The following is a 19,030-nucleotide window of genomic DNA, read 5'->3' as shown; positions in this document are numbered from 1 at the left end:
GGTCGGTGATTATGGGCAAGCCAATCTCTTTGCAACAGTCGTGCCCTGTTCGCCAAATGCCGTACTCGGTGGCACGGAAGCTGCACCGAAACGGTGTGAGTTCCGCCGAATCCCCCCTCCTTCCCGACGACGCGCCCCAGCGCATCGTGAAGGTGCGGCGCGACTACAACAGCTGGGTCGCGAGCGAAACGCTGGAGGACTACGCGCTGCGCTACACGCCGCAGCGCTTTCGCAAATGGTCCGAATGGCGGGTGGCCAACACGGCGTTCGGGGCGGCGTCGTTCCTGGTGCTGGAGGCGGTCGGCGCCACGCTGCTGGTGCAGTACGGTTTTGCCAATGCCTTCTGGGCGATCCTCGTCACGGGGCTCATCATCTTCTTGGCGGGGCTGCCGATCAGCGTGTACGCGGCGCGCTACGGGCTGGACATGGACCTGCTCACGCGTGGCGCGGGCTTTGGCTACATCGGCTCCACGCTCACCTCGCTGATCTACGCGAGCTTCACCTTCATCTTCTTTGCGCTCGAGGCGGCCGTGATGGCCTATGCGCTCGAGCTGGCGCTGGGCATTCCGCCGGTGTGGGGCTACCTGGTGTGCGCGCTGGTGGTGATTCCGCTGGTCACGCACGGGGTGTCGGTGATCAGCCGGCTGCAGCTGTGGACACAGCCGCTGTGGCTGCTGATGCTGGTGGTGCCCTTTGTCTTCGTGCTCGTGCGCGATCCTGGTGCGTTCGCGGGCATCACGCACTACAGCGGGGCGAAGTCGGGCGCCCAGGGATTCAACTTGCACCTGTTCGGTGCTGCGCTGACGGTCGGCATCGCGCTCATCACGCAGATGGGCGAGCAGGCCGACTACCTGCGTTTCATGCCCGCGCGCACCGCGGGCTCGGCGCGCCGCTGGTGGGCCGGCGTGCTGGCGGGCGGGCCGGGCTGGGTGGTGCTCGGCGTGGTCAAGATGCTGGGCGGGGCGGCGCTGGCCTACCTGGCGATCACGCACATGGTGCCGGTCGAGCGCGCGGTCGATCCGAATCAGATGTACCTGGCGGCCTACGAGTACGTGTTCCCGAACTACGGCTGGGCGGTGGCGGCGACGGCGCTGTTCGTGGTGATCTCGCAGCTGAAGATCAACGTGACGAACGCTTATGCGGGCTCGTTGGCCTGGAGCAATTTCTTCTCGCGCGTGGCGCACAGCCACCCGGGGCGCGTGGTGTGGGTGGTGTTCAACGCGCTCATCGCCTTCATGCTGATGGAGATGAACGTGTTCGAGGCGCTGGGCGACGTGCTGGGCCTGTTCGCCAACATCGCCATCGCCTGGATGATGGCCGTGGTGGCCGACCTGGTCATCAACAAGCCGCTGGGGCTGTCGCCGCCGGGCATCGAGTTCAAGCGCGCGCACCTGTGGGACATCAACCCCGTGGGCGTGGGCGCGATGGCGCTGGCGTCGGTGCTGTCGATCACGGCGCACCTGGGCGTGTTCGGGCCGCTGGCGCAGGCCTTCTCGGCGCTGATCGCGCTCGGCACGGCACTGGTCGCCTCGCCGCTGCTGGCGTGGGCCACGGGCGGCAAGTACTACCTCGCGCGGACCTCCGATGTGGGCGGCTCGGTGCTGTTCGCGCCGGCCGCGGGCGGGCGCAAGGTGCGCTGGGCGCGGGTCGAATCGGCGCCAGACGACGGCGGCAGCTACCAGCGGTTGAAGGTGCAGCACTGCGTGATCTGCGAGCGCGAGTACGAAGGGCCCGACATGGCGCACTGCCCGGCCTACCAGGGCGCGATCTGCTCGCTGTGCTGCACGCTCGACGCGCGCTGCGGCGACCTGTGCAAGCCGCACGCGAGCCTGTCGGCGCAGTGGTCTGGCGTGCTGCGCTGGCTGCTGCCGCGCCGCAGCTGGCGCTACCTCGACACGGGGCTCGGGCACTTCCTGCTGCTGATGCTGGTGATCGTGCCGCTGCTGGCGGTGGTGTTCGGCGTGCTCTACCAGCAGGAGCTGCGGGCCCTGAGCGAGGGCGCGCTGGCGCTGGCGGCGCAGGCCGACGTGGCCGGGGCGCTGGCGGCCGTGCAGCAGGCGTCGCTGCGCTCGGGTTTTCTGAAGGCCTACATGGCGTTGCTGGTCATCGCGGGCATCGTCGCGTGGTGGCTGGTGCTGGCGCACCAGAGCCGCAAGGTGGCGCAGGAAGAATCAAATCGCCAGACCCATCTGTTGGTGCGAGAGATCGCCCTGCACCGCGAAACCGACCGCGCATTGCAGGACGCCAAGCAAAGCGCCGAAGAAGCCCGTGAGATTGCCGAGCACGCCAAGCTCGCGGCCGACCAGGCGCGGCGCGCGGCGGACCTCGCGAACCAGGCCAAGAGCCGCTACATCAGCGCCATCAGCCACGAGCTGCGCACGCCGCTCAACAGCATCCTGGGCTACGCGCAGCTCATGGGCGAAGACCACTCGGTGCCGCCGCACCGCCAGCAGGCGGTGGCCGTCATCAAGCGTGGCGGCGAGCACCTGCTGTCGCTCATCGAGGGCACGCTGGCCATCGCCCACATCGAGGCCGGCAAGCTCACGCTCGACGCGCGGCCCATGCGCTTTGCCGACGCCATGCGCGAGCTGGCCGACATGTTCGAGCTGCAGGCGGCCGAGAAGGGCCTGCGCTTTCGCTTCGAGGCGGCCGGTGCGTTGCCCGACGTGGTGCGCGCCGACGAGAAGCGCGTGAGCCAGATCCTCATCAACCTGCTGGGCAACGCGATCAAGTTCACGGCGGCGGGGCAGGTGACCTTGCGCATTTCCTATGCACGCGAGTTCGCCGCCATCGAGATCGAAGACACCGGGCCGGGCATGACGGACGCCGACATCGAGCGCATCTTCGAGCCCTTTGCGCGCGGCCACGCGGCGGTGTCGTCGGCGCCCGGCGCAGGCCTGGGCCTGACCATCGCGAAGATGCTGACCGACCTGATGGGCGGCGAGATGAAGGTGCGCAGCACGCCGGGAGAGGGCTCGCTGTTCTGCGTGCGGCTGTTCCTGCCGCGGGTGCACGAGGCGGTGGCGGGTGTCGTGCGCATCGCACCAGTGCCGCGCGCGCGGCGCGGCTACGAGGGCGCGCGGCGGCGCCTGCTGGTGGTCGACAACGAGGAGGCCGACCGCGAGCTGCTGGGCCATGTGCTCGCGCCGCTGGGCTTCGAGCTGCGCAGCGCGGCCAGCGGGCACGACGCGCTGGACCTCATCGCCGCGGGCTACCGGCCCGACGCCATGTTCGTCGACCTCGCGATGCCCGGCATCGACGGCTGGGAGACCATCCGCCGCGCGCGCAAGCTGGGGCTCGCCGAAGCGTCGGTGGCCATCGTCTCGGCCAACGCCTTCGACAAGGGGCTCGACAACGACGTGGGCATTGCGCCCGAAGACTTCTTCGTCAAGCCCGTGCGCCATACCGAACTGCTCGACTGGCTGGAGCGCCGGCTCGCCCTGCAATGGACCGACACCGCCGCGCGGCCCGCGCCCGCCGTGGCCGCGCCGCGCGCGATGCAGCCACCGTCGCTGGCGCGCCTGCGTGCACTCGACGAAGCGGTGAGCCTGGGCTACTTTCGCGGCATCATGAACCAGCTCGACGACATCGACGCCGCGCAGCCCCAGTGCGCCGCGTGGACCGAGGCCCAGCGTGCGCTGGCCCGCCAGTTCCAGTTCGAGGCCATGGGCCGCGCACTGGCCGAAGCCGCCGAGGGCGCCGCATGACTCTTTTGTCTCCACCGACCATGCTCACTTCGCCGCTCGCCCGCACGCTGCGTGAACAGCAGGGCGCCCACGGCGACCTGGTGCTGATCGTCGACGACGTGCCCGACAACCTCGCCGTGCTGCACGACGCGCTCGACGAATCGGGCTACACCGTGCTCATCGCCACCAACGGCGAGCAGGCGCTGCAGCGCGCCGCGCAGGCGCGCCCCGACATCGTGCTGCTCGACGCCATGATGCCGGGCATCGATGGCTTCGAGGTGGCGCGCCGGCTCAAGGCCGATGCGGCCACCGCGCACATTCCCATCGTGTTCATGACCGGCCTCACCGAGACCGAGCACCTCGTGGCCGCGCTCGAGGCGGGCGGCGTCGACTACGTCACCAAGCCGATCAAGCCGAAGGAGGTGCTGGCGCGCATGAACGTGCACCTGCAGGGCGCCCGCCGCGCGCGGCAGGAGGCGCACCAGGCCGGGCAGGCGCGCAACGCACTCGACGCCTTCGGCTACGCGAGCATCACGGTGCGGCTGCCCGAGGGACGGCTGATCTGGCAGACGGCGCTGGCGCGCGACCTGCTGTCGCGCTACTGCGAAACGCAGGCGCCCGAGACGCCGCCGGCCGTGCTTGACTGGCTGCGCCAGCACGCGCCCGAAGCCCGCGCGCGGGGCATCGAGCCGCCCGCGCTGGTCATCGCGCAGGGCGCGCGCAGCCTGAGCCTGCGGCTGCACCGCCAGACCGGCGAGGACGATGCCGGCGACGAATGGATGATCGTCATGCGCGAGGTGTCCGACACCGCCGTCATCGAGGCCATGAGCCTGAGCCTGAAGCTCACGGCACGCGAGGCCGAGGTGCTGTACTGGGTCGTCAAGGGCAAGACCAACAAGGACATCGGCGAGATCCTCGGCAGCAGCCCGGCCACCGCCAAGAAGCACCTGGAGCGCGTGTACGTGAAGCTGGGCGTCGAGACGCGCACGGCAGCGGCGGGCGTGGCGATCAAGCGCATCCGCGAGCTGCAGCCGCAGTTCGAGTTCTGAAGGGTGCGAGAGCGGCGGCGCGTCATGGCGTGGACTTTCCGGCTTCCTAGAATGAGGCAGGGCTCTCTGAGGGAAGCACGAGATGAAGAACAACAACAAACGCGCCGCACGCCTGCTGCTCGTTGCATGCGCGGCGCTGCCGGGCCTCGGCGCGCAGGCCGCCGGCCACTTCGATGTCGACGATGCCGGCACGCTCGATCCCGGCCAGTGCCAGTACGAAACCTGGTGGGGCCGCAGCGGCGCCGAGCCGGTCACGACGGGCTTCCATGTCGGACCGGCCTGCCGGGTCGGCCCGGTCGAGCTGGGGCTGAACGTCGACCGGCTCTCGGCGCAGGGCGTCCACTCGGTCACGGGCGGCCCGCAACTCAAATGGACCTTTGCCGGGACGGCCGCCGACGCGCCGTTCAGCGCCGCCGTGTCGATGGGCGCGGTGGCCGACCTGCGGCGCGGCGGTCGCTGGGGCGGCCAGCTGGTCGTGCCGCTCACCTGGCGGCCCACCGAGAGCCTGCAGTTCCACGCCAACCTGGGCGCCGACTGGGCGCTGGGCACCGGCGCGCGCACGCCGCGCGGCGGCCTGGCGGTGGAGTGGGCGCTGAACGATGCCGTGTCGCTGATCGCGGAGCGCCACCGGGCAGGGGGCGTGTGGACCTCGCGCGTGGGCGGCCGCTTCAGCCTGACGCCGCTGATCAGCCTCGACATCAGCACGTCGCGCACTGGGCCGCAGGGCGTGCGCGGCGTGGTGATCGGGCTGAACCACGAATTCACCTGGAAATAAGTGAAGAGAAACTGAAATCCACTGCAATGGGATGAACTCCCGTATCGTGGATTTGGTTGATTTTGAATAAGATTCCGTCACATTTATTAACGAGTCAACGATCCGTGACCCCATCGCCCGTTCTGGACTTCAAGTTCACCGCACCGCCGGAGAGCCCCGCGCAGACCTTCCTGCCGGGCCGGCCGGCCGGGGTGCTCGGCCGCTCGTTCACGCCGGAGCGCAATCCGCGCTTGCAGGGTTTGCAGTGCCTGCGCTGCGACACGCTGTACCCGGTCACGCTCGCCAACGACGGCTGCCCGGCCTGCCGGCAGGCCGGCTTTCACGTCGGGCTGCGCGCGAGCTACCGGCCCGGCGGCGCGGACGTGGTGCCGATGCCGTATGTGCAGGGCTTTTCGCTCGGCGAGGGGAACACGCCGCAGCACGATATGCCCGAGCTGGCGCAGCAGTTCGGCGTGGCGCGTCTGAGCATCAAGGACGAATCGCGTAACCCCACCGGCTCGCCCAAAGACCGGCTGACCGCGATGGGCGTGGCGCAGGCGCTGGACGCCGGCGCCCACACGCTGGTGCTGGCCTCGTCGGGCAACACGGCGGTGTCGGCGGCGCACTACGCCTGGGCCGCGGGGCTTGGCTGCGAAGTGGCCACGTACGAGGCGATGCCCGCGACCTATGCGCGCCAGCTCGACGCACTGGGCGCGCGGCGCTACGTGTTCGCGGACAACACCGGCCGCTGGGGCTTCGTGCGCGAACGCTCGCAGTACCCCGGCTATTTCGCGCTCTCCAACTACCGCCTGCCGGCGCTCGGCAGCGCACCCTTGGGCGTGGAGGGCTACAAGGCCATCGCCGAAGAGTGCCTGCAGGACGGCGGCCTGCCCGACCACGTCGTGGTGCCGACCGGGCGCGGCGACATGGCCTGGGGCATCTACGCCGGCTTTCGCGACCTGCTGGCGGCGGGGCGCATCGCGCGCCTGCCGCGGATGTGGCTGGTCGAGCCTTTCCCGCGGCTGTCGCGCGTGCTCGGGGGCGGGGCGCTCAACGGCAGCTATCCCGGTCGCACGGCGCAGCTGTCGAGCGCGGGCGCGACCGTCACGTATCTGCAATGGCAGGCCGCTACGGCCAGCGGCGGCGGCGCCGTGGTGGTGGGCGACGACGAGGCTCGCGCGGCGCGGCGGCTGCTCACCGCGGCCGGCGTGAGCGCCGAGCTGGCGGCGGCGGCGGGCCTGGGGGCGGTGCGGCAACTGCGCGAGGCCGAGACCATCGCGGCCGATGCGCACGTCGTGCTGGTGCTGACCTCCGACGCGTCGAGCGATCCGAGCTGGCCCGATCGCGCTGTTGCCGCTTGAAGCGGTGTGCGGCCCCGGGGCTCAGCGCCCCGTGTACACCTTGATGCGGATCGTCGCGACGTCCCAGCCCCGGTTCTTCAGGCGCGTGACCAGCATCGGCGACAGCTGGCGCAGCTTGGCGGCCGCAGCGCTGCCCTTGACCAGCAGGCACCACACGTCGCCCTCGGCCGGCCCCGGCTGGATGGCCGCGCGCATGGCTGGCGGAATCAACCCTTCGATGGCTTTCAGCCGCTCCGCGGTGTCCCGCGCGCGCGCCATCAGGCTCCCCAGGGTGGGGGCGCCTGCCGCAGCTTCGTGCAGTGAAATGGCGGGGGGAAGTCGGCGATACATGGGTAATCCAGGGGTTAGAAACAAGACAGCTAAAATGCCCGGTTTGCCGACGCTTGCGTCGGCGTTTGTTCCGGAACGGGGCCATCCGACTTCGAGACTTGCCAAGCTTGCATTCGAAGAAGGTGCGCCCAACTGCTTTCACCATATCTTAGGGAATCCGGTCGCAGTGCCTGTCGTGTCAGGTGCCCGCCCCTCTCCACGCCCATGGCAACCAACTTCCTGACCCAGATCTTCGGCAGTCGCAACGACCGGCTCCTCAAGCAGTATCGCAAGACGGTGACGCGCATCAATGCGCTCGAACCCGAGTTCGAAAAGCTCAGCGACGACGCGCTGCGCGCCAAGACGCAGGAATTCAAGGACCGCGTCGCCAAGGGCGAAAGCCTCGACGACCTGTTGCCCGAAGCCTTCGCCACCGTGCGTGAAGGTTCCAAGCGCGTCATGAAGATGCGCCACTTCGACGTCCAGCTGCTCGGTGGCATGGCGCTGCACAACGGCAAGATCTCCGAAATGCGCACCGGCGAAGGCAAGACGCTGACCGCCACGCTGCCCGTGTACCTGAACGCGCTGTCCGGCAAGGGCGTGCACGTGGTCACGGTGAACGACTACCTGGCCAATCGCGACGCGACCTGGATGGGCCGCCTGTACAACTTCCTGGGCCTGTCGGTCGGCATCAACCTGCCGCAGATGCCGCGCGAAGAGAAGCAGGGCGCCTACGGCAGCGACATCACGTACGGCACCAACAACGAGTACGGCTTCGACTACCTGCGCGACAACATGGTCTACGAGCCCGGCGACCGGGTGCAGCGTGGCCTGAACTTCGCGATCGTCGACGAGGTGGACTCCATCCTGATCGACGAGGCCCGCACGCCGCTGATCATCAGCGGCCAGGCCGAAGACCACACCGACCTGTACCTGGCGATCAACAAGGTGGTGCCGCTGCTCACGAAGCAGGAAGGCGAAGCCGATCCGCGCACGGGCGAGGGCGTCACGGTGCCCGGCGACTTCACGGTCGACGAGAAAACCCACCAGGTGTTCCTGACCGAAGACGGCCACGAGAACGCCGAGCGCATCCTGGGCGAACTGAAGCTGATTCCCGAAGGCGCGTCGCTGTACGACCCGGCCAACATCACGCTGATGCATCACCTGAATGCCGCGCTGCGTGCCCGCCACCTGTACCACCGCGACCAGCACTACGTGGTGCAGCAGGGCGAAGTGGTCATCGTCGACGAATTCACCGGCCGCCTCATGAGCGGTCGCCGCTGGAGCGACGGCCTGCACCAGGCCGTCGAAGCCAAGGAAGGCGTCGAGATCCAGGCCGAGAACCAGACGCTGGCCTCGATCACCTTCCAGAACTACTTCCGCCTGTACGGCAAGCTGGCCGGCATGACCGGCACGGCCGACACCGAGGCCTACGAGTTCCAGGAAATCTACGGTCTCGAGACCACGATCATTCCGCCGAACCGCATCAGCAAGCGCGACGACCAGCTCGACCGCGTCTACAAGACGACGCGCGAGAAGTACGAAGCGGCCATCCAGGACATCCGCGAGTGCTACGAGCGCGGCCAGCCGGTGCTGGTGGGCACCTCGTCGATCGAAAACTCGGAAATCATCGACGCCCTGCTCGAGAAGGCAGGCCTGCCGCACCAGGTGCTGAACGCCAAGCAGCACGCCCGCGAAGCCGACATCGTGGCGCAGGCCGGTCGCACGAAGATGATCACCATCGCGACCAACATGGCCGGCCGCGGCACTGACATCGTGCTGGGCGGCAACATCGAGAAGATGATCGAGGCGATCGAGAACGACGAAGGTCGCGACGCCGCCACCAAAGAGGCCGACATCGCCCACGTGCGCGCCGAATGGACCAAGGACCACGAGTTCGTGAAGTCGCTGGGCGGCCTGCGCATCATTGCCACCGAACGCCACGAATCGCGCCGCATCGACAACCAGTTGCGCGGCCGTTCGGGCCGCCAGGGCGACCCGGGTTCGTCGCGCTTCTACCTGAGCCTGGACGATCCGCTGATGCGCATCTTCGCGGGCGACCGCGTGAAGGCGATCATGGACCGCCTGAAGATGCCCGACGGCGAAGCCATCGAGGCCGGCATCGTCACGCGCAGCATCGAGAGCGCGCAGCGCAAGGTCGAGGCGCGCAACTTCGACATCCGCAAGCAGCTGCTCGAGTACGACGACGTGTCGAACGACCAGCGCAAGGTGATCTACCAGCAGCGCAACGACATCCTCGACGCGGCCGACCTCACGGCGCAGATCGCCGCGTTGCGCGAAGGCTGCTTCACCGATCTCGCGCGCCAGTACGTGCCGCGCGAATCGGTCGAAGAGCAGTGGGACCTCGAGAATCTCGAGAAGAGCCTGTTCAGCGAGTGGGGCATCGACATGCCGCTCAAGCAGCAGGTCGAGGCCGCCGATGCCATCTCCGACGAAGAAGTGGTCGAGAAGATCGTGGCCTACGCCAACGAGAGCTTCGACGCCAAGGTCACGCTGATCGGCCAGGAGAACTTCACCCAGTTCGAGCGCATGGTGCTGCTGCAGAGCATCGACACCCACTGGCGCGAACACCTGGCCTCGCTCGACTACCTGCGCCAGGGCATCCACCTGCGCGGCTACGCGCAGAAGCAGCCCAAGCAGGAATACAAGCGCGAGGCCTTCGAACTCTTCGGCCAGCTGCTCGACTCGGTGAAGAACGAAGTCACGCGCCAGCTCATGACGGTGCGCGTGCAGTCGGGCGAACAACTCGAGCAGGCGGCCGAAGAAATGGAAAGCCGCGGCGAGAACGTCTCGAACATCACCTACACCGCGCCCACCGAGACGGGCGAGGTCGAAGTGCGCGTCGACGAAGAGAACCAGCGCCGTCTCGCGGCCGTCGGCACGGGCGCCCTGAGCGCCGAAGCCGCCGCCTTTGCGCGCGTCGGCCGCAACGACCCCTGCCCCTGCGGCAGCGGCAAGAAGTACAAGCAGTGCCACGGCAAGCTGAGCTGAAGCCCCGCACCTTTCATTGAGAGAAATTCCATGCCCGTGAACCTGTCCGCTCCCGATCCCGCCGCCCTGTTCGCGGTGCCCGGCGTCCGCATCGGCGTGGCCGAAGCCGGCGTGCGCAAGGCCAACCGCAAGGACCTGACCGTCGTGCTGATCGACGAAGGTTCGGCGGTCGGCGGCGTGTTCACGCAGAACCGTTTCTGCGCCGCGCCCGTGCAGGTCTGCCGCGACCACCTGGCGGCCAACTACGGCATCCGCGCGATGGTGATCAACACCGGCAATGCCAACGCCGGCACCGGCGAAGACGGCCTGATGCGCACGCGCTCGACCTGCATCGCGCTGGCGCGCCACCTGGAGCTGGCACCCGAGCAGATCCTGCCGTTCTCGACCGGCGTGATCATGGAGCCGCTGCCCGTGGACCGCATCGAAGCCGGCCTGCCGGCCGCGCTGGCCGACGCGTCGGAGAACAACTGGGGCCGTGCCGCCGAAGGCATCATGACCACCGACACGATCCCGAAGGCGTTCAGCCGTCAGGTGCAGATCGGCGGTGCCACGGTCACCATCACCGGCATCAGCAAGGGCGCCGGCATGATCCGCCCGAACATGGCGACCATGCTCGGCTTCATGGCGACCGACGCGAAGATCGACCCGTCGCTGATCCAGCCGCTGGCCAAGCAGCTGGCCGATGCCTCGTTCAACCGCGTGACCATCGACGGCGACACCTCGACCAACGACTCGTTCGTGGTCATCGCCACGCAGAAGGCCGCGCACGCGACCATCACCTCGCTCGACTCGGCCGACGGCCAGGCGCTCGTGGCCGCGATGCGCGACGTGGCCCGCCTGCTGGCGCAAGCCATCGTGCGCGACGGCGAAGGCGCGACCAAGTTCATCACCATCCAGGTCGACGGCGGCAAGGACACGGCCGAGTGCCGTCAGGTGGCGTACGCCGTGGCGCATTCGCCGCTGGTCAAGACCGCTTTCTTCGCCAGCGACCCGAACCTGGGCCGCATCCTGGCGGCCGTCGGCTATGCCGGCATTGCCGACCTCGACCAGACCGGCATCGACCTGTTCCTGGACGGCGTGCACGTGGCCGTGAAGGGCGGGCGCAACCCGTCGTACCGCGAGGAAGACGGCCAGCGCGTGATGAAGCAGAGCGAAATCACCGTGCGCATCGGCCTGGGCCGCGGCACCGCCAGCGAAACCGTGTGGACCTGCGACTTCAGCCACGAGTACGTGACCATCAACGCCGACTACCGGTCATGAACGAGCAGTTTCAGAAGCTGATCGAGCGCGCCGAGCAGCTCATCGGCCGCATCGAATCGATCCTGCCGCAACCGCTGTCGGCCCCTCCCGACTGGAATGCATCGATCGCCTGGCGCTACCGCCGTCGCAACTCCGGCCATGGCGTGCTGGAGCCCGTGAAGCACGTGGCCACGATGGCGCTCGATTCGCTCAAGGAAATCGACGTCCAGAAGGAAAAGATCGAGCGCAACACGCGCCAGTTCGTCGAAGGCAAGCCGGCCAACAACGTGCTGCTGACCGGCGCACGCGGCACGGGCAAGTCGTCGCTGATTCGCGCCTGCCTGCAGGCCTATGCACCGCAGGGCCTGCGCCTGATCGAAGTCGACAAGGCCGAACTGGTCGACCTGCCGGACATCGTCGAGGTGGTGTCGCAGCGTCCCGAGAAGTTCATCGTCTTCAGCGACGACCTGAGCTTCGACGAGGGCGAGCCGGGCTACAAGGCGCTCAAGTCGATCCTTGACGGCTCGATTGCCGCCTCGACGCCCAACGTGCTGATCTACGCGACCAGCAACCGGCGCCACCTGCTGCCCGAGTACATGAAGGACAACCTCACGTACAAGCACACGGACGACGGCGAGGTGCATCCGGGCGAAGTGATCGAAGAGAAGATTTCGCTGTCGGAACGCTTCGGCCTCTGGGTGAGCTTCTATCCCTTCAGCCAGAACGAATACCTGACGATCGTGGGCCAGTGGCTCTCGTCGTTCGGCGTCGACGACGCAGCCATTGCGGCGGCACGGCCCGAGGCGCTCGTGTGGGCGCTGGAGCGCGGCTCGCGCAGCGGTCGCGTGGCCTACCAGTTCGCGCGTGACTACGCAGGGCGGGCCGGCGCGTGAGCGAGACGCCACGCAAGCACACCGAAGTGGCCGTCGGCGTGCTGATCCGGTTGGCCGACGATGCGCTGCTGCTCACCACGCGGCCCGAAGGCAAGGCCTACGCGGGCTACTGGGAGTTTCCGGGCGGCAAGATCGAGGCCGGTGAAACGGTTGAAGAAGCCCTGCGCCGCGAGCTGCAGGAAGAACTGGGCATCACCATCGGCGGTGCCGAGGTCTGGAAGGTCACGGAGCACGACTACCCGCACGCGCTGGTGCGCCTGCACTGGTGCAAGGTGACGGACTGGACCGGCGAATTCGAAATGCGCGAGAGCCAGGCCATGGCCTGGCAGCAACTGCCGCTCGACGTGGCGCCGGTGTTGCCGGGCGCGCTGCCGGTGCTGGCGTGGCTGGTCGAGGAGCGCGGCCTGCCCGCGTCGGCCGCCGAGGCGGTGTCGACCGTCGCCTGACGACGCACGGCACGACCGTGGTCGAGAAGTAAGAGATATGCATCCCAAGTACCGTGCCGACATCGACGGCTTGCGCGCCGTGGCCGTGGCCTCGGTGGTCATCTTCCACGCGTTTCCGAAGCTGCTGCCCGGCGGCTTTATCGGCGTCGACATCTTCTTCGTGATCTCGGGCTTCCTGATCACGACGATCATCATGCAGAGCCACGCGGCCGGCGATTTCAGCTACCGCGATTTCTATGCGCGGCGCATTCGCCGCATCTTCCCGGCGCTGATGCTGGTGCTGACGGGCGTGCTCGCCTTCGGCTGGTACGTGCTGCTGAACAAGGAATTCCTCGAGCTGGGCAAGCAGGCGCTGGGCGGCGTGGGCTTCGTGGCCAACTTCGTCTTCTGGAGCGAGGCCGGCTACTTCGACACGGCCGCCGAGACCAAGCCGCTGCTGCACCTGTGGTCGTTGGGCATCGAAGAGCAGTTCTACATTTTCTGGCCGCTGCTGCTCGGCCTGGCCTGGCGTCGGCGCTGGCCGATCGTGCGGGTGTTGTGGGTGCTGGCGGTGGTGTCGTTCCTCATCAACGTGACGACGATCCACCCGTTTCGCACGGCCGCCTTCTACTCGCCGGCCTCGCGCTTCTGGGAGCTGATGGTGGGCGGCATCCTGGCCTGCATGCGGCTCAAGCCGTCGGTGCCGAACGTCTGGCGCAGCCATGTGCAGTCGGTGCTGGGCGTGGGCCTGATCGTGCTCGGCCTCGTGATGATCCGCAGCGACAAGGCCTTCCCCGGCTGGTGGGCACTGCTGCCGACCTTGGGCGCGGTGAGCTGCATCGCGGCCGGCCCGACGGGCGTGCTGAACAAGTATTTCCTCTCGAACCGCGCGATGGTGTGGATCGGCCTCATCAGCTATCCGCTGTACCTGTGGCACTGGCCGCTGCTGGTGTACGCGCGGATCGTCAAGGGCGCGGAGCCGTCGGTGGGCACGCGCGTGACGATGGTGGTGTCGAGCGTGCTGCTGGCCTGGCTGACCTACCGCTTCATCGAACGGTTCACGCGCGCCCGCCTCGGCGTGGGCATGCTGCGCACGCTCGTGGGAACGGGTGCCTTCGTGGCCGTGGCCGGCGTGGCCGTGATGAATGGCCTGCCGGCGCGCCACAACAGCGAGCTGCTGCAGAAGGTGACCGATGCGACGGTGGACGGCGACTACTACAGTGGCTTCTCCTCGGAAAACGTCGGACCGTACGCGGTGAACCGCATCGGCAACGGCGCCCGCAAGGTGCTGCTGATCGGCGACAGCCACGTCATCGAATACGGCCCCCGTGCCGCAGAGCTGGCGCGCATCGCGCCCGAGCGCATGGCGACCACGTACTTCTTCACCTACGGCGCATGCCCGGCGATTCCGAACGTCTTCGCCGAGCAGAACCCCGGCTGCGGCCCGGCCCGCGACCAGTGGATGGCGATGGCGCGCGACCCACAGATCGACACCGTGGTGATCGGGAGCTGCTGGAACTGCTACTTCACGGGCGAGTTCCCGCTGGACTACGTGCTGCGCGAGAACGGCGCGTCGCTCTCCCTGACCCGCGGCGATCGCGCCGGCATCGAGCCCTCGCTGGTGGCGCTGCAGGCGTGGGTGACCGAGCTGGTCAAGCAGAAGAAAAAGGTTTATCTGTTGCTCGACAACGCGCTGGGCGACGATTTCGAACCTCGCCGCATGATCGAGGGCAGCCGCCTGCGCACGCTGACGGTGGTGGGGAATTCGCCGACAGCGCCTGCGCCCGCCGACCAGTTGAAGCTCAACCAGCGGCTCCTGCAGATCGCGGCTGCCAGCGGTGCGGAAGCGATCGACGTGCTGGGCGCCCTGTGCAAGGACGGCCAGTGCCCGCGGACGATGCCCGACGGTGCGCCGGCCTACAAGGACCACGGCCATCTGCGGCCTGCGTTCACGCGGCAGTTCGCGACTTACCTGGACAAGGTGTTCCTGGAAGAGGGCGTGCAGCCCGCGACGGCCAACTGACGGCGAGCCCGCAGCCTGGGGCTGCGGTGCCGGGCAACCCAGGCTATTGCGTCAGCTTGGGATCGCCGAAAGGCTCTTCGTCGGGCGGCGCTTCGGCGGGCATCCTGAACTCCTCGCTGGCCCAGGCGCCGAAGTCGATGCCCTTGCAGCGTGCGCTGCAGAACGGCCGGAACGGGTTGCGCTCGGCGTAGATGCTGTCGCCGCCGCAGTTCGGGCAGCGGACGATGCGTTCGTCTTCTTTCTTCTTGCTCACACCGGGCCTCATGCGCAGAGGGTCAGTTCGAAGGGGGTGTCTTGTGTGCTCGCGTGCAGGCGGTCGTCGGCTTCGTGCCGCATGAGCCGCACGGAGACCATGAGTCGGTTGCCGCTGATTTCCGGGACGAGGCCCAGCTTGGGATCGATGCGCAGTCGCAGCAGCTGGAAGCTGCGCCCCTGCGGCAGGTTCTGCTGGAACTGCCCATGCGTGGCGATCACCTTGTAGGGCACGTCGGCGTCGCGCAGCAGCTTGAGCAGCAGGTAGATCGACGAGGCCAGTGGCGACAGCGTGTTCGACCAGCGCTCCAGGTCGGCGCGGCGGCTGGGCGGTGCGCGGTGCTGCCACGCGTAGTAGGCGGGCAGGTCGAATTCGCAGGTGCCGCCCGGAATGCCGGCGCGGCTGCGGATGCTCATGAGCCACTCGTTCTCGGTGAGTGACTGTCCCGCCTTGCCGGCCACGCCGTTGAGCGCGCTGAAGTTGCGTTCGAGCTGGTCGACGACCTGGTTCAGCACCGTCTCGGCGATGGCCGGATTGCCCCGGTAGCTGTTGAAGACGTTCTTGTGCTTGTCGAGGTCGCGCAGCACGTCGGCCTTGAGGTCGGCGCGCGCCGCCACATCCATGATCTCGAAAATCGTGACCAGGGCGTAGTGGTGCGAAAGCGGCGATTCCGAGGGCACCAGTTCCCCGAGGCGGCGGAACAGATGCTCCAGCCTCAGGTACGTGCGGATGCGCTCGTTGAAGGGGTACTCGTAGAGGATCACGCGTATTTGTCGGTTTCCTGTCGCGGAATCATAACTTCAGGGCGATTTCGAAGGGGGTGTGGGCATCACTTCGCGCACGGCGGCCAGCATGCGCTCGCCGAGTGCGAGCTGTCCGTGCATGGACATGTGCGTGTCGTTCGAGAAGTAGAAGTCGCGGATCTGCGTGTGCTTTTCGCGGGTGAAGGCGTAAAGGTCGGGGCCGAGCTTCGCGTCGCGGAAGCCGCTTTCGAAGTCTTTCGAGAAGTCGGGCTTGATGTAGACCGTCGTCTTGTTGGGCACCACCATCCACAGGATCGGGAGGGTGCTGTGCGCCTGGGTGAAGGTCTTCATTCGCGCCAGCGTCTCGGGGGTCAACGGGCCATTGTCTTCGTCTTCCTGGAAGAACGGCATCCGGTCGCACTGGCGATGCGAGAAGAATTTGCAACCGTCGGGTACTTTCCTTACCCAGGTGTCACGGTCGAAATAGGTGTCTACCGGCGAGTTCTTGGCCTTCCAGGTGTGGTAGTAGGTGACGACGCCGGTCATGTACTGCACTTCCCAGTTGGGCGCGAAGGCCGGCACGGTCTCGTCGGGCTCGATCAGGGGCTCGGGCTTGGCGCTGTAGGGGAAGATGGTCTTGCCGTCCTTGCAGCGCTCGCTGTAGCGCATGCGCATGTCCAGCAGGCGCTCCACGCTCTCGATGATGACCAGCTTGCCCTTGAAGCCGGAGTCGTGGACCCACTGGCTGAAGTCGCCGCACAGCGATTCGCCGTACTGGCCCCAGTAGGAGGTCGAGACGCGGTAGCCGGCCTTGGCGAGCACGGACTGCCAGCGGTGCGTCATGGAGAAGCTGTCGCCGACGACCATCACGTCCGCCTGTTCGATGGGCGTGCTGGCGAGGTAGACAGGGTCGACCTTGGGCGGCGGGTCGCGCCAGCCGAATTCGCGTTCGGACAGGCGTCCGATGCGCGTGAGGTCGCCGTAGGGGACCGGACTGGTGAGCGAAATGATCCACAGGGCCATCAGGACGAAGTAGCCGATGAGGAAGAAGCGCAGCCAGACTTTCGCGGGCGTCGTCGTCGTCATGTCGAATCAGAATTGGAAATAGAGGAAGGGGCTGTAGCCGCCCAGCTTCGAAACGCACCACGCGAACAGTGCGAAGGTACCGATGGCGAGCACCGCGGTCGACAGGCGGGCCATCACCGGGCGGCCGGCCATCGACTTCGGATGGGGAATCCAGCGCTCCAGCGTGATGGTCGGCGGCAGCGTCAGGCAGATGACGATCGCCACCAGCATGAGCTGGAAGAATTCGGGCTTGCGGAACGGCACCTTGCCGAACTCGCTGAACGCCGACGCCGGCGCGCCATGCATGCCCAGCATGCCCTTGTAGATGGACATGGCCGTGGTCATGCCGTCGGCGCGGAAGACGATCCAGGCCACCACCACGCACAGGAAGGTCAGCAGCCAGCCCAGCACGCGCGCGATGCGGCCCGGGGTGGCGTTGCGACGCACCTTGGCATTCCAGAGGTGGTTGATCATCAGGAACGCGCCGTGCATCGCACCCCAGACCACGTAGGTCCAGGCCGCGCCGTGCCACAGGCCGCCCAGCAGCATCGTGAGGAACAGGTTCAGGTAGCGCCGCGCCGGGCCCTTGCGGTTGCCGCCCAGCGGCACGTAGAGGTAGTCGCGCAGGAAGGTCGACAGCGAGATGTGCCAGCGGCGCCAGAACTCGATGATGTTGGTCGACTTGTAGGGCGAGCGGAAGTTGAGCGGCAGCTGCACACCCAGGCACATCGAGAGGCCGACGGCCATGTCCGAGTAGCCCGAGAAGTCGAAATAGATCTGCAGCGTGTAGGCCAGCGCACCGAACCATGCGGTGTACAGCGTGGGCTCGATGCCCTTGTGAACGCCGTTGAACATCAGGTCGGCGTACTGCCCCATGGGGTCGGCGATCAGCAGTTTCTTGGCCAGGCCGAAGACGAAGATCGCAATGCCGATGGCGACCTTGTTCGGGTCCACGCGGTAGGTCGCGGGGTTCGCGAACTGCGGCATCATCTGCGCGTGATGCAGCACCGGACCCGCGATCAGGTGCGGGAAGTAGGTGACGAACAGCATGTAGTGGATGAAGCTGCGCTCGTGCACCTTGCCCTGCCAGCAGTCGACCAGGAACGCGATCTGCGTGAAGGTATAGAACGAGATGCCGATTGGCAGCACGATGTGCACCAGGTCGATCGGCGTGAAACCCGCTGCGACCAGCCCGGCGTCGACGTTTTCCAGGAAGAAATTGGTGTACTTGAAGACGGCGAGCACGCCCAGGTTGATCACCAGCGCGGTGATCAGCAGCGTCTTGCGCTTGCGGTCGTTGCGGCCCGGCGCGGGTGTCAGCTGCAGGCCGAACCAGTAGTTGACGCAGATCGAGCCCAGCAGCAGCGGCAGGGCCTGCACGCTCCACCAGCCGTAGAAGAACAGCGAGGCCAGTCCGAGGAAGCCGGCGGCGGCGCGGGTGTTGCGCTTGCCGATCAGGAAGAACCCGATCAGGACCAGCGGGAAATAGACAAAAATGAAGGGATACGAGTTGAAAAGCATCTCGGGGAGGGCACTGCAGTGGCGAGCGCCTTTTTGTCGTAATCGTTATAGAGCCGCCGGGGCGGCTGGTCTCCGATTATCGCGTGGTGGTCGCAGCCCACAGCTTCCAGAGACCCCGCACCTCGGTGCCTAGTTCCGCGAGCGTCAGTGATTCGTTGTAAATCACGGCGTCGGCGGCGGCCCGGCGTGCCTTGCGCGGGGCCTGCTGAGCGATCACGGCGCGCACCGCTTCGGATGCCCAGCCCGAGCGCGTGACCACGCGTTGCAGTTGTGTTTCTTCCCGGGCATCGACCACCAGCACGTGGTCCACGAGGGCGCGCCAGCGGCCGGATTCGACCAGCAGGGGCACATCGAACACAACGACCGCATCGTCGCCGGCCGCCGCTGCCTGGCGCTGGGTTTCGGTGCCGATCAGCGGGTGCAAGATGGCTTCGAGCCGGGTCTTGGCGTCGGCGTCGGTGAACACCAACTGGCGCATGGCGGCCCGGTCGAGGCTGCCGTCGGGGGCGATGACGGAAGGGCCGAACGCGGCTTCGAGGGCGGGCATCGCGATGCCGCCGGGCTGCGCGATGCTGCGTGCGATGGCGTCGGTATCGACCAGCACGGCCCCTTCGGCCACCAGCAGCGCTGCGACCGTGCTTTTGCCGCTGCCGATGCCGCCGGTCAGGCCGATGCGCTTCACCGCCATGCCGTTGTC

Annotated in this window: 15 protein-coding genes; 9 read left to right on the top strand and 6 right to left on the bottom strand. The window is 67.4% G+C overall.

Annotated features, from left to right (window positions below; genetic code table 11):
* Positions 1–56: 56 nt before the first annotated feature.
* From IG196_RS24230 to IG196_RS24215, 4 genes are all read left to right on the top strand, one after another.
* Entirely contained in the window at positions 57–3,707 is a 3,651-nt protein-coding gene (locus IG196_RS24230) for an ATP-binding protein (protein WP_225616774.1), read from the top strand.
* Positions 3,708–3,727: 20 nt separating this feature from the next.
* Complete coding sequence (locus IG196_RS24225; protein WP_101490217.1) at positions 3,728–4,735, top strand: response regulator transcription factor; 1,008 nt, start codon at positions 3,728–3,730, stop codon at positions 4,733–4,735.
* Positions 4,736–4,817: 82 nt separating this feature from the next.
* Positions 4,818–5,510 carry a hypothetical protein gene (locus tag IG196_RS24220; protein ID WP_192193343.1) on the top strand — a complete coding sequence of 231 codons (693 nt, stop codon included), beginning with the start codon at positions 4,818–4,820 and terminating at the stop codon, positions 5,508–5,510.
* A gap of 104 nt (positions 5,511–5,614) precedes the next feature.
* On the top strand, positions 5,615–6,850 hold the full coding sequence (locus IG196_RS24215; RefSeq protein WP_192193342.1) for a pyridoxal-phosphate dependent enzyme: 1,236 nt from the start codon (positions 5,615–5,617) through the stop codon (positions 6,848–6,850).
* A gap of 21 nt (positions 6,851–6,871) precedes the next feature.
* On the opposite strand, the gene IG196_RS24210 is transcribed toward IG196_RS24215, so the two are convergent.
* On the bottom strand, positions 6,872–7,180 hold the full coding sequence (locus tag IG196_RS24210) for a DciA family protein (RefSeq protein ID WP_056578205.1): 309 nt from the start codon (positions 7,178–7,180) through the stop codon (positions 6,872–6,874).
* Positions 7,181–7,384: 204 nt separating this feature from the next.
* Between IG196_RS24210 and secA the strand changes: the two genes are divergently transcribed.
* The 5 genes from secA to IG196_RS24185 are packed head-to-tail and all read left to right on the top strand — an operon-like array spanning position 7,385 to position 14,751.
* A complete protein-coding gene (gene secA / locus IG196_RS24205) occupies positions 7,385–10,171 on the top strand; it encodes a preprotein translocase subunit SecA (RefSeq protein ID WP_192193341.1) in 2,787 nt (928 codons plus the stop codon).
* 30 nt (positions 10,172–10,201) lie between these two features.
* Positions 10,202–11,431, top strand: a complete 1,230-nt coding sequence (argJ, locus tag IG196_RS24200) for a bifunctional glutamate N-acetyltransferase/amino-acid acetyltransferase ArgJ (RefSeq protein WP_192193340.1) — start codon at positions 10,202–10,204, stop codon at positions 11,429–11,431.
* Positions 11,428–12,303, top strand: coding sequence for an ATP-binding protein (locus tag IG196_RS24195; RefSeq protein WP_099792377.1), 876 nt, complete (start codon positions 11,428–11,430; stop codon positions 12,301–12,303). Before argJ ends, IG196_RS24195 begins: the two co-directional genes overlap by 4 nt.
* Positions 12,300–12,749, top strand: coding sequence for an NUDIX domain-containing protein (locus IG196_RS24190; protein ID WP_192193339.1), 450 nt, complete (start codon positions 12,300–12,302; stop codon positions 12,747–12,749). Before IG196_RS24195 ends, IG196_RS24190 begins: the two co-directional genes overlap by 4 nt.
* Before the next feature lie 37 nt (positions 12,750–12,786).
* Positions 12,787–14,751 (top strand): acyltransferase family protein, encoded by a 1,965-nt coding sequence (locus tag IG196_RS24185; protein WP_192193338.1) that lies wholly within the window; start codon positions 12,787–12,789, stop codon positions 14,749–14,751.
* A 43-nt stretch (positions 14,752–14,794) separates the two neighbouring features.
* Here IG196_RS24185 and IG196_RS24180 read toward each other — a convergent pair whose 3' ends face one another.
* From IG196_RS24180 to coaE, 5 genes are all read right to left on the bottom strand, one after another.
* The gene (locus IG196_RS24180; protein WP_374221081.1) at positions 14,795–15,004 is read right to left on the bottom strand and encodes a DNA gyrase inhibitor YacG; all 210 of its coding nucleotides are present in this window, start codon (positions 15,002–15,004) and stop codon (positions 14,795–14,797) included.
* 8 nt (positions 15,005–15,012) lie between these two features.
* Positions 15,013–15,768 (bottom strand): cell division protein ZapD, encoded by a 756-nt coding sequence (gene zapD / locus IG196_RS24175; RefSeq protein WP_101488967.1) that lies wholly within the window; start codon positions 15,766–15,768, stop codon positions 15,013–15,015.
* A gap of 36 nt (positions 15,769–15,804) precedes the next feature.
* Complete coding sequence (locus tag IG196_RS24170; RefSeq protein ID WP_192193337.1) at positions 15,805–16,833, bottom strand: hypothetical protein; 1,029 nt, start codon at positions 16,831–16,833, stop codon at positions 15,805–15,807.
* Between the two features lie 6 nt (positions 16,834–16,839).
* On the bottom strand, positions 16,840–18,333 hold the full coding sequence (locus IG196_RS24165; protein ID WP_192193336.1) for an MBOAT family O-acyltransferase: 1,494 nt from the start codon (positions 18,331–18,333) through the stop codon (positions 16,840–16,842).
* 76 nt (positions 18,334–18,409) lie between these two features.
* On the bottom strand, positions 18,410–19,021 hold the full coding sequence (gene coaE / locus IG196_RS24160) for a dephospho-CoA kinase (RefSeq protein WP_192193335.1): 612 nt from the start codon (positions 19,019–19,021) through the stop codon (positions 18,410–18,412).
* Between the last annotated feature and the right edge of the window lie 9 nt (positions 19,022–19,030).

Origin of the sequence: Variovorax sp. 38R, from assembly GCF_014843395.1 — a bacterium.
Classification (GTDB): domain Bacteria; phylum Pseudomonadota; class Gammaproteobacteria; order Burkholderiales; family Burkholderiaceae_C; genus Variovorax; species Variovorax paradoxus_H.
Note: the sequence above shows the minus strand (reverse complement) of the source record. Positions and strands in the feature narration are given on the sequence as shown.

Bases quoted from the DNA above. Each gene is read 5' to 3' on its own strand.
- IG196_RS24230 (WP_225616774.1), top strand. From the start codon at position 57: ATGCCGTACTCGGTGGCACGGAAGCTGCACCGAAACGGTGTGAGTTCC.
- IG196_RS24225 (WP_101490217.1), top strand. From the start codon at position 3,728: ATGCTCACTTCGCCGCTCGCCCGCACGCTGCGTGAACAGCAGGGCGCC.
- IG196_RS24220 (WP_192193343.1), top strand. From the start codon at position 4,818: ATGAAGAACAACAACAAACGCGCCGCACGCCTGCTGCTCGTTGCATGC.
- IG196_RS24210 (WP_056578205.1), bottom strand. From the start codon at position 7,180: ATGTATCGCCGACTTCCCCCCGCCATTTCACTGCACGAAGCTGCGGCA.
- secA (WP_192193341.1), top strand. From the start codon at position 7,385: ATGGCAACCAACTTCCTGACCCAGATCTTCGGCAGTCGCAACGACCGG.
- argJ (WP_192193340.1), top strand. From the start codon at position 10,202: ATGCCCGTGAACCTGTCCGCTCCCGATCCCGCCGCCCTGTTCGCGGTG.
- IG196_RS24195 (WP_099792377.1), top strand. From the start codon at position 11,428: ATGAACGAGCAGTTTCAGAAGCTGATCGAGCGCGCCGAGCAGCTCATC.
- IG196_RS24185 (WP_192193338.1), top strand. From the start codon at position 12,787: ATGCATCCCAAGTACCGTGCCGACATCGACGGCTTGCGCGCCGTGGCC.
- IG196_RS24170 (WP_192193337.1), bottom strand. From the start codon at position 16,833: ATGACGACGACGACGCCCGCGAAAGTCTGGCTGCGCTTCTTCCTCATC.
- IG196_RS24165 (WP_192193336.1), bottom strand. From the start codon at position 18,333: ATGCTTTTCAACTCGTATCCCTTCATTTTTGTCTATTTCCCGCTGGTC.
- coaE (WP_192193335.1), bottom strand. From the start codon at position 19,021: ATGGCGGTGAAGCGCATCGGCCTGACCGGCGGCATCGGCAGCGGCAAA.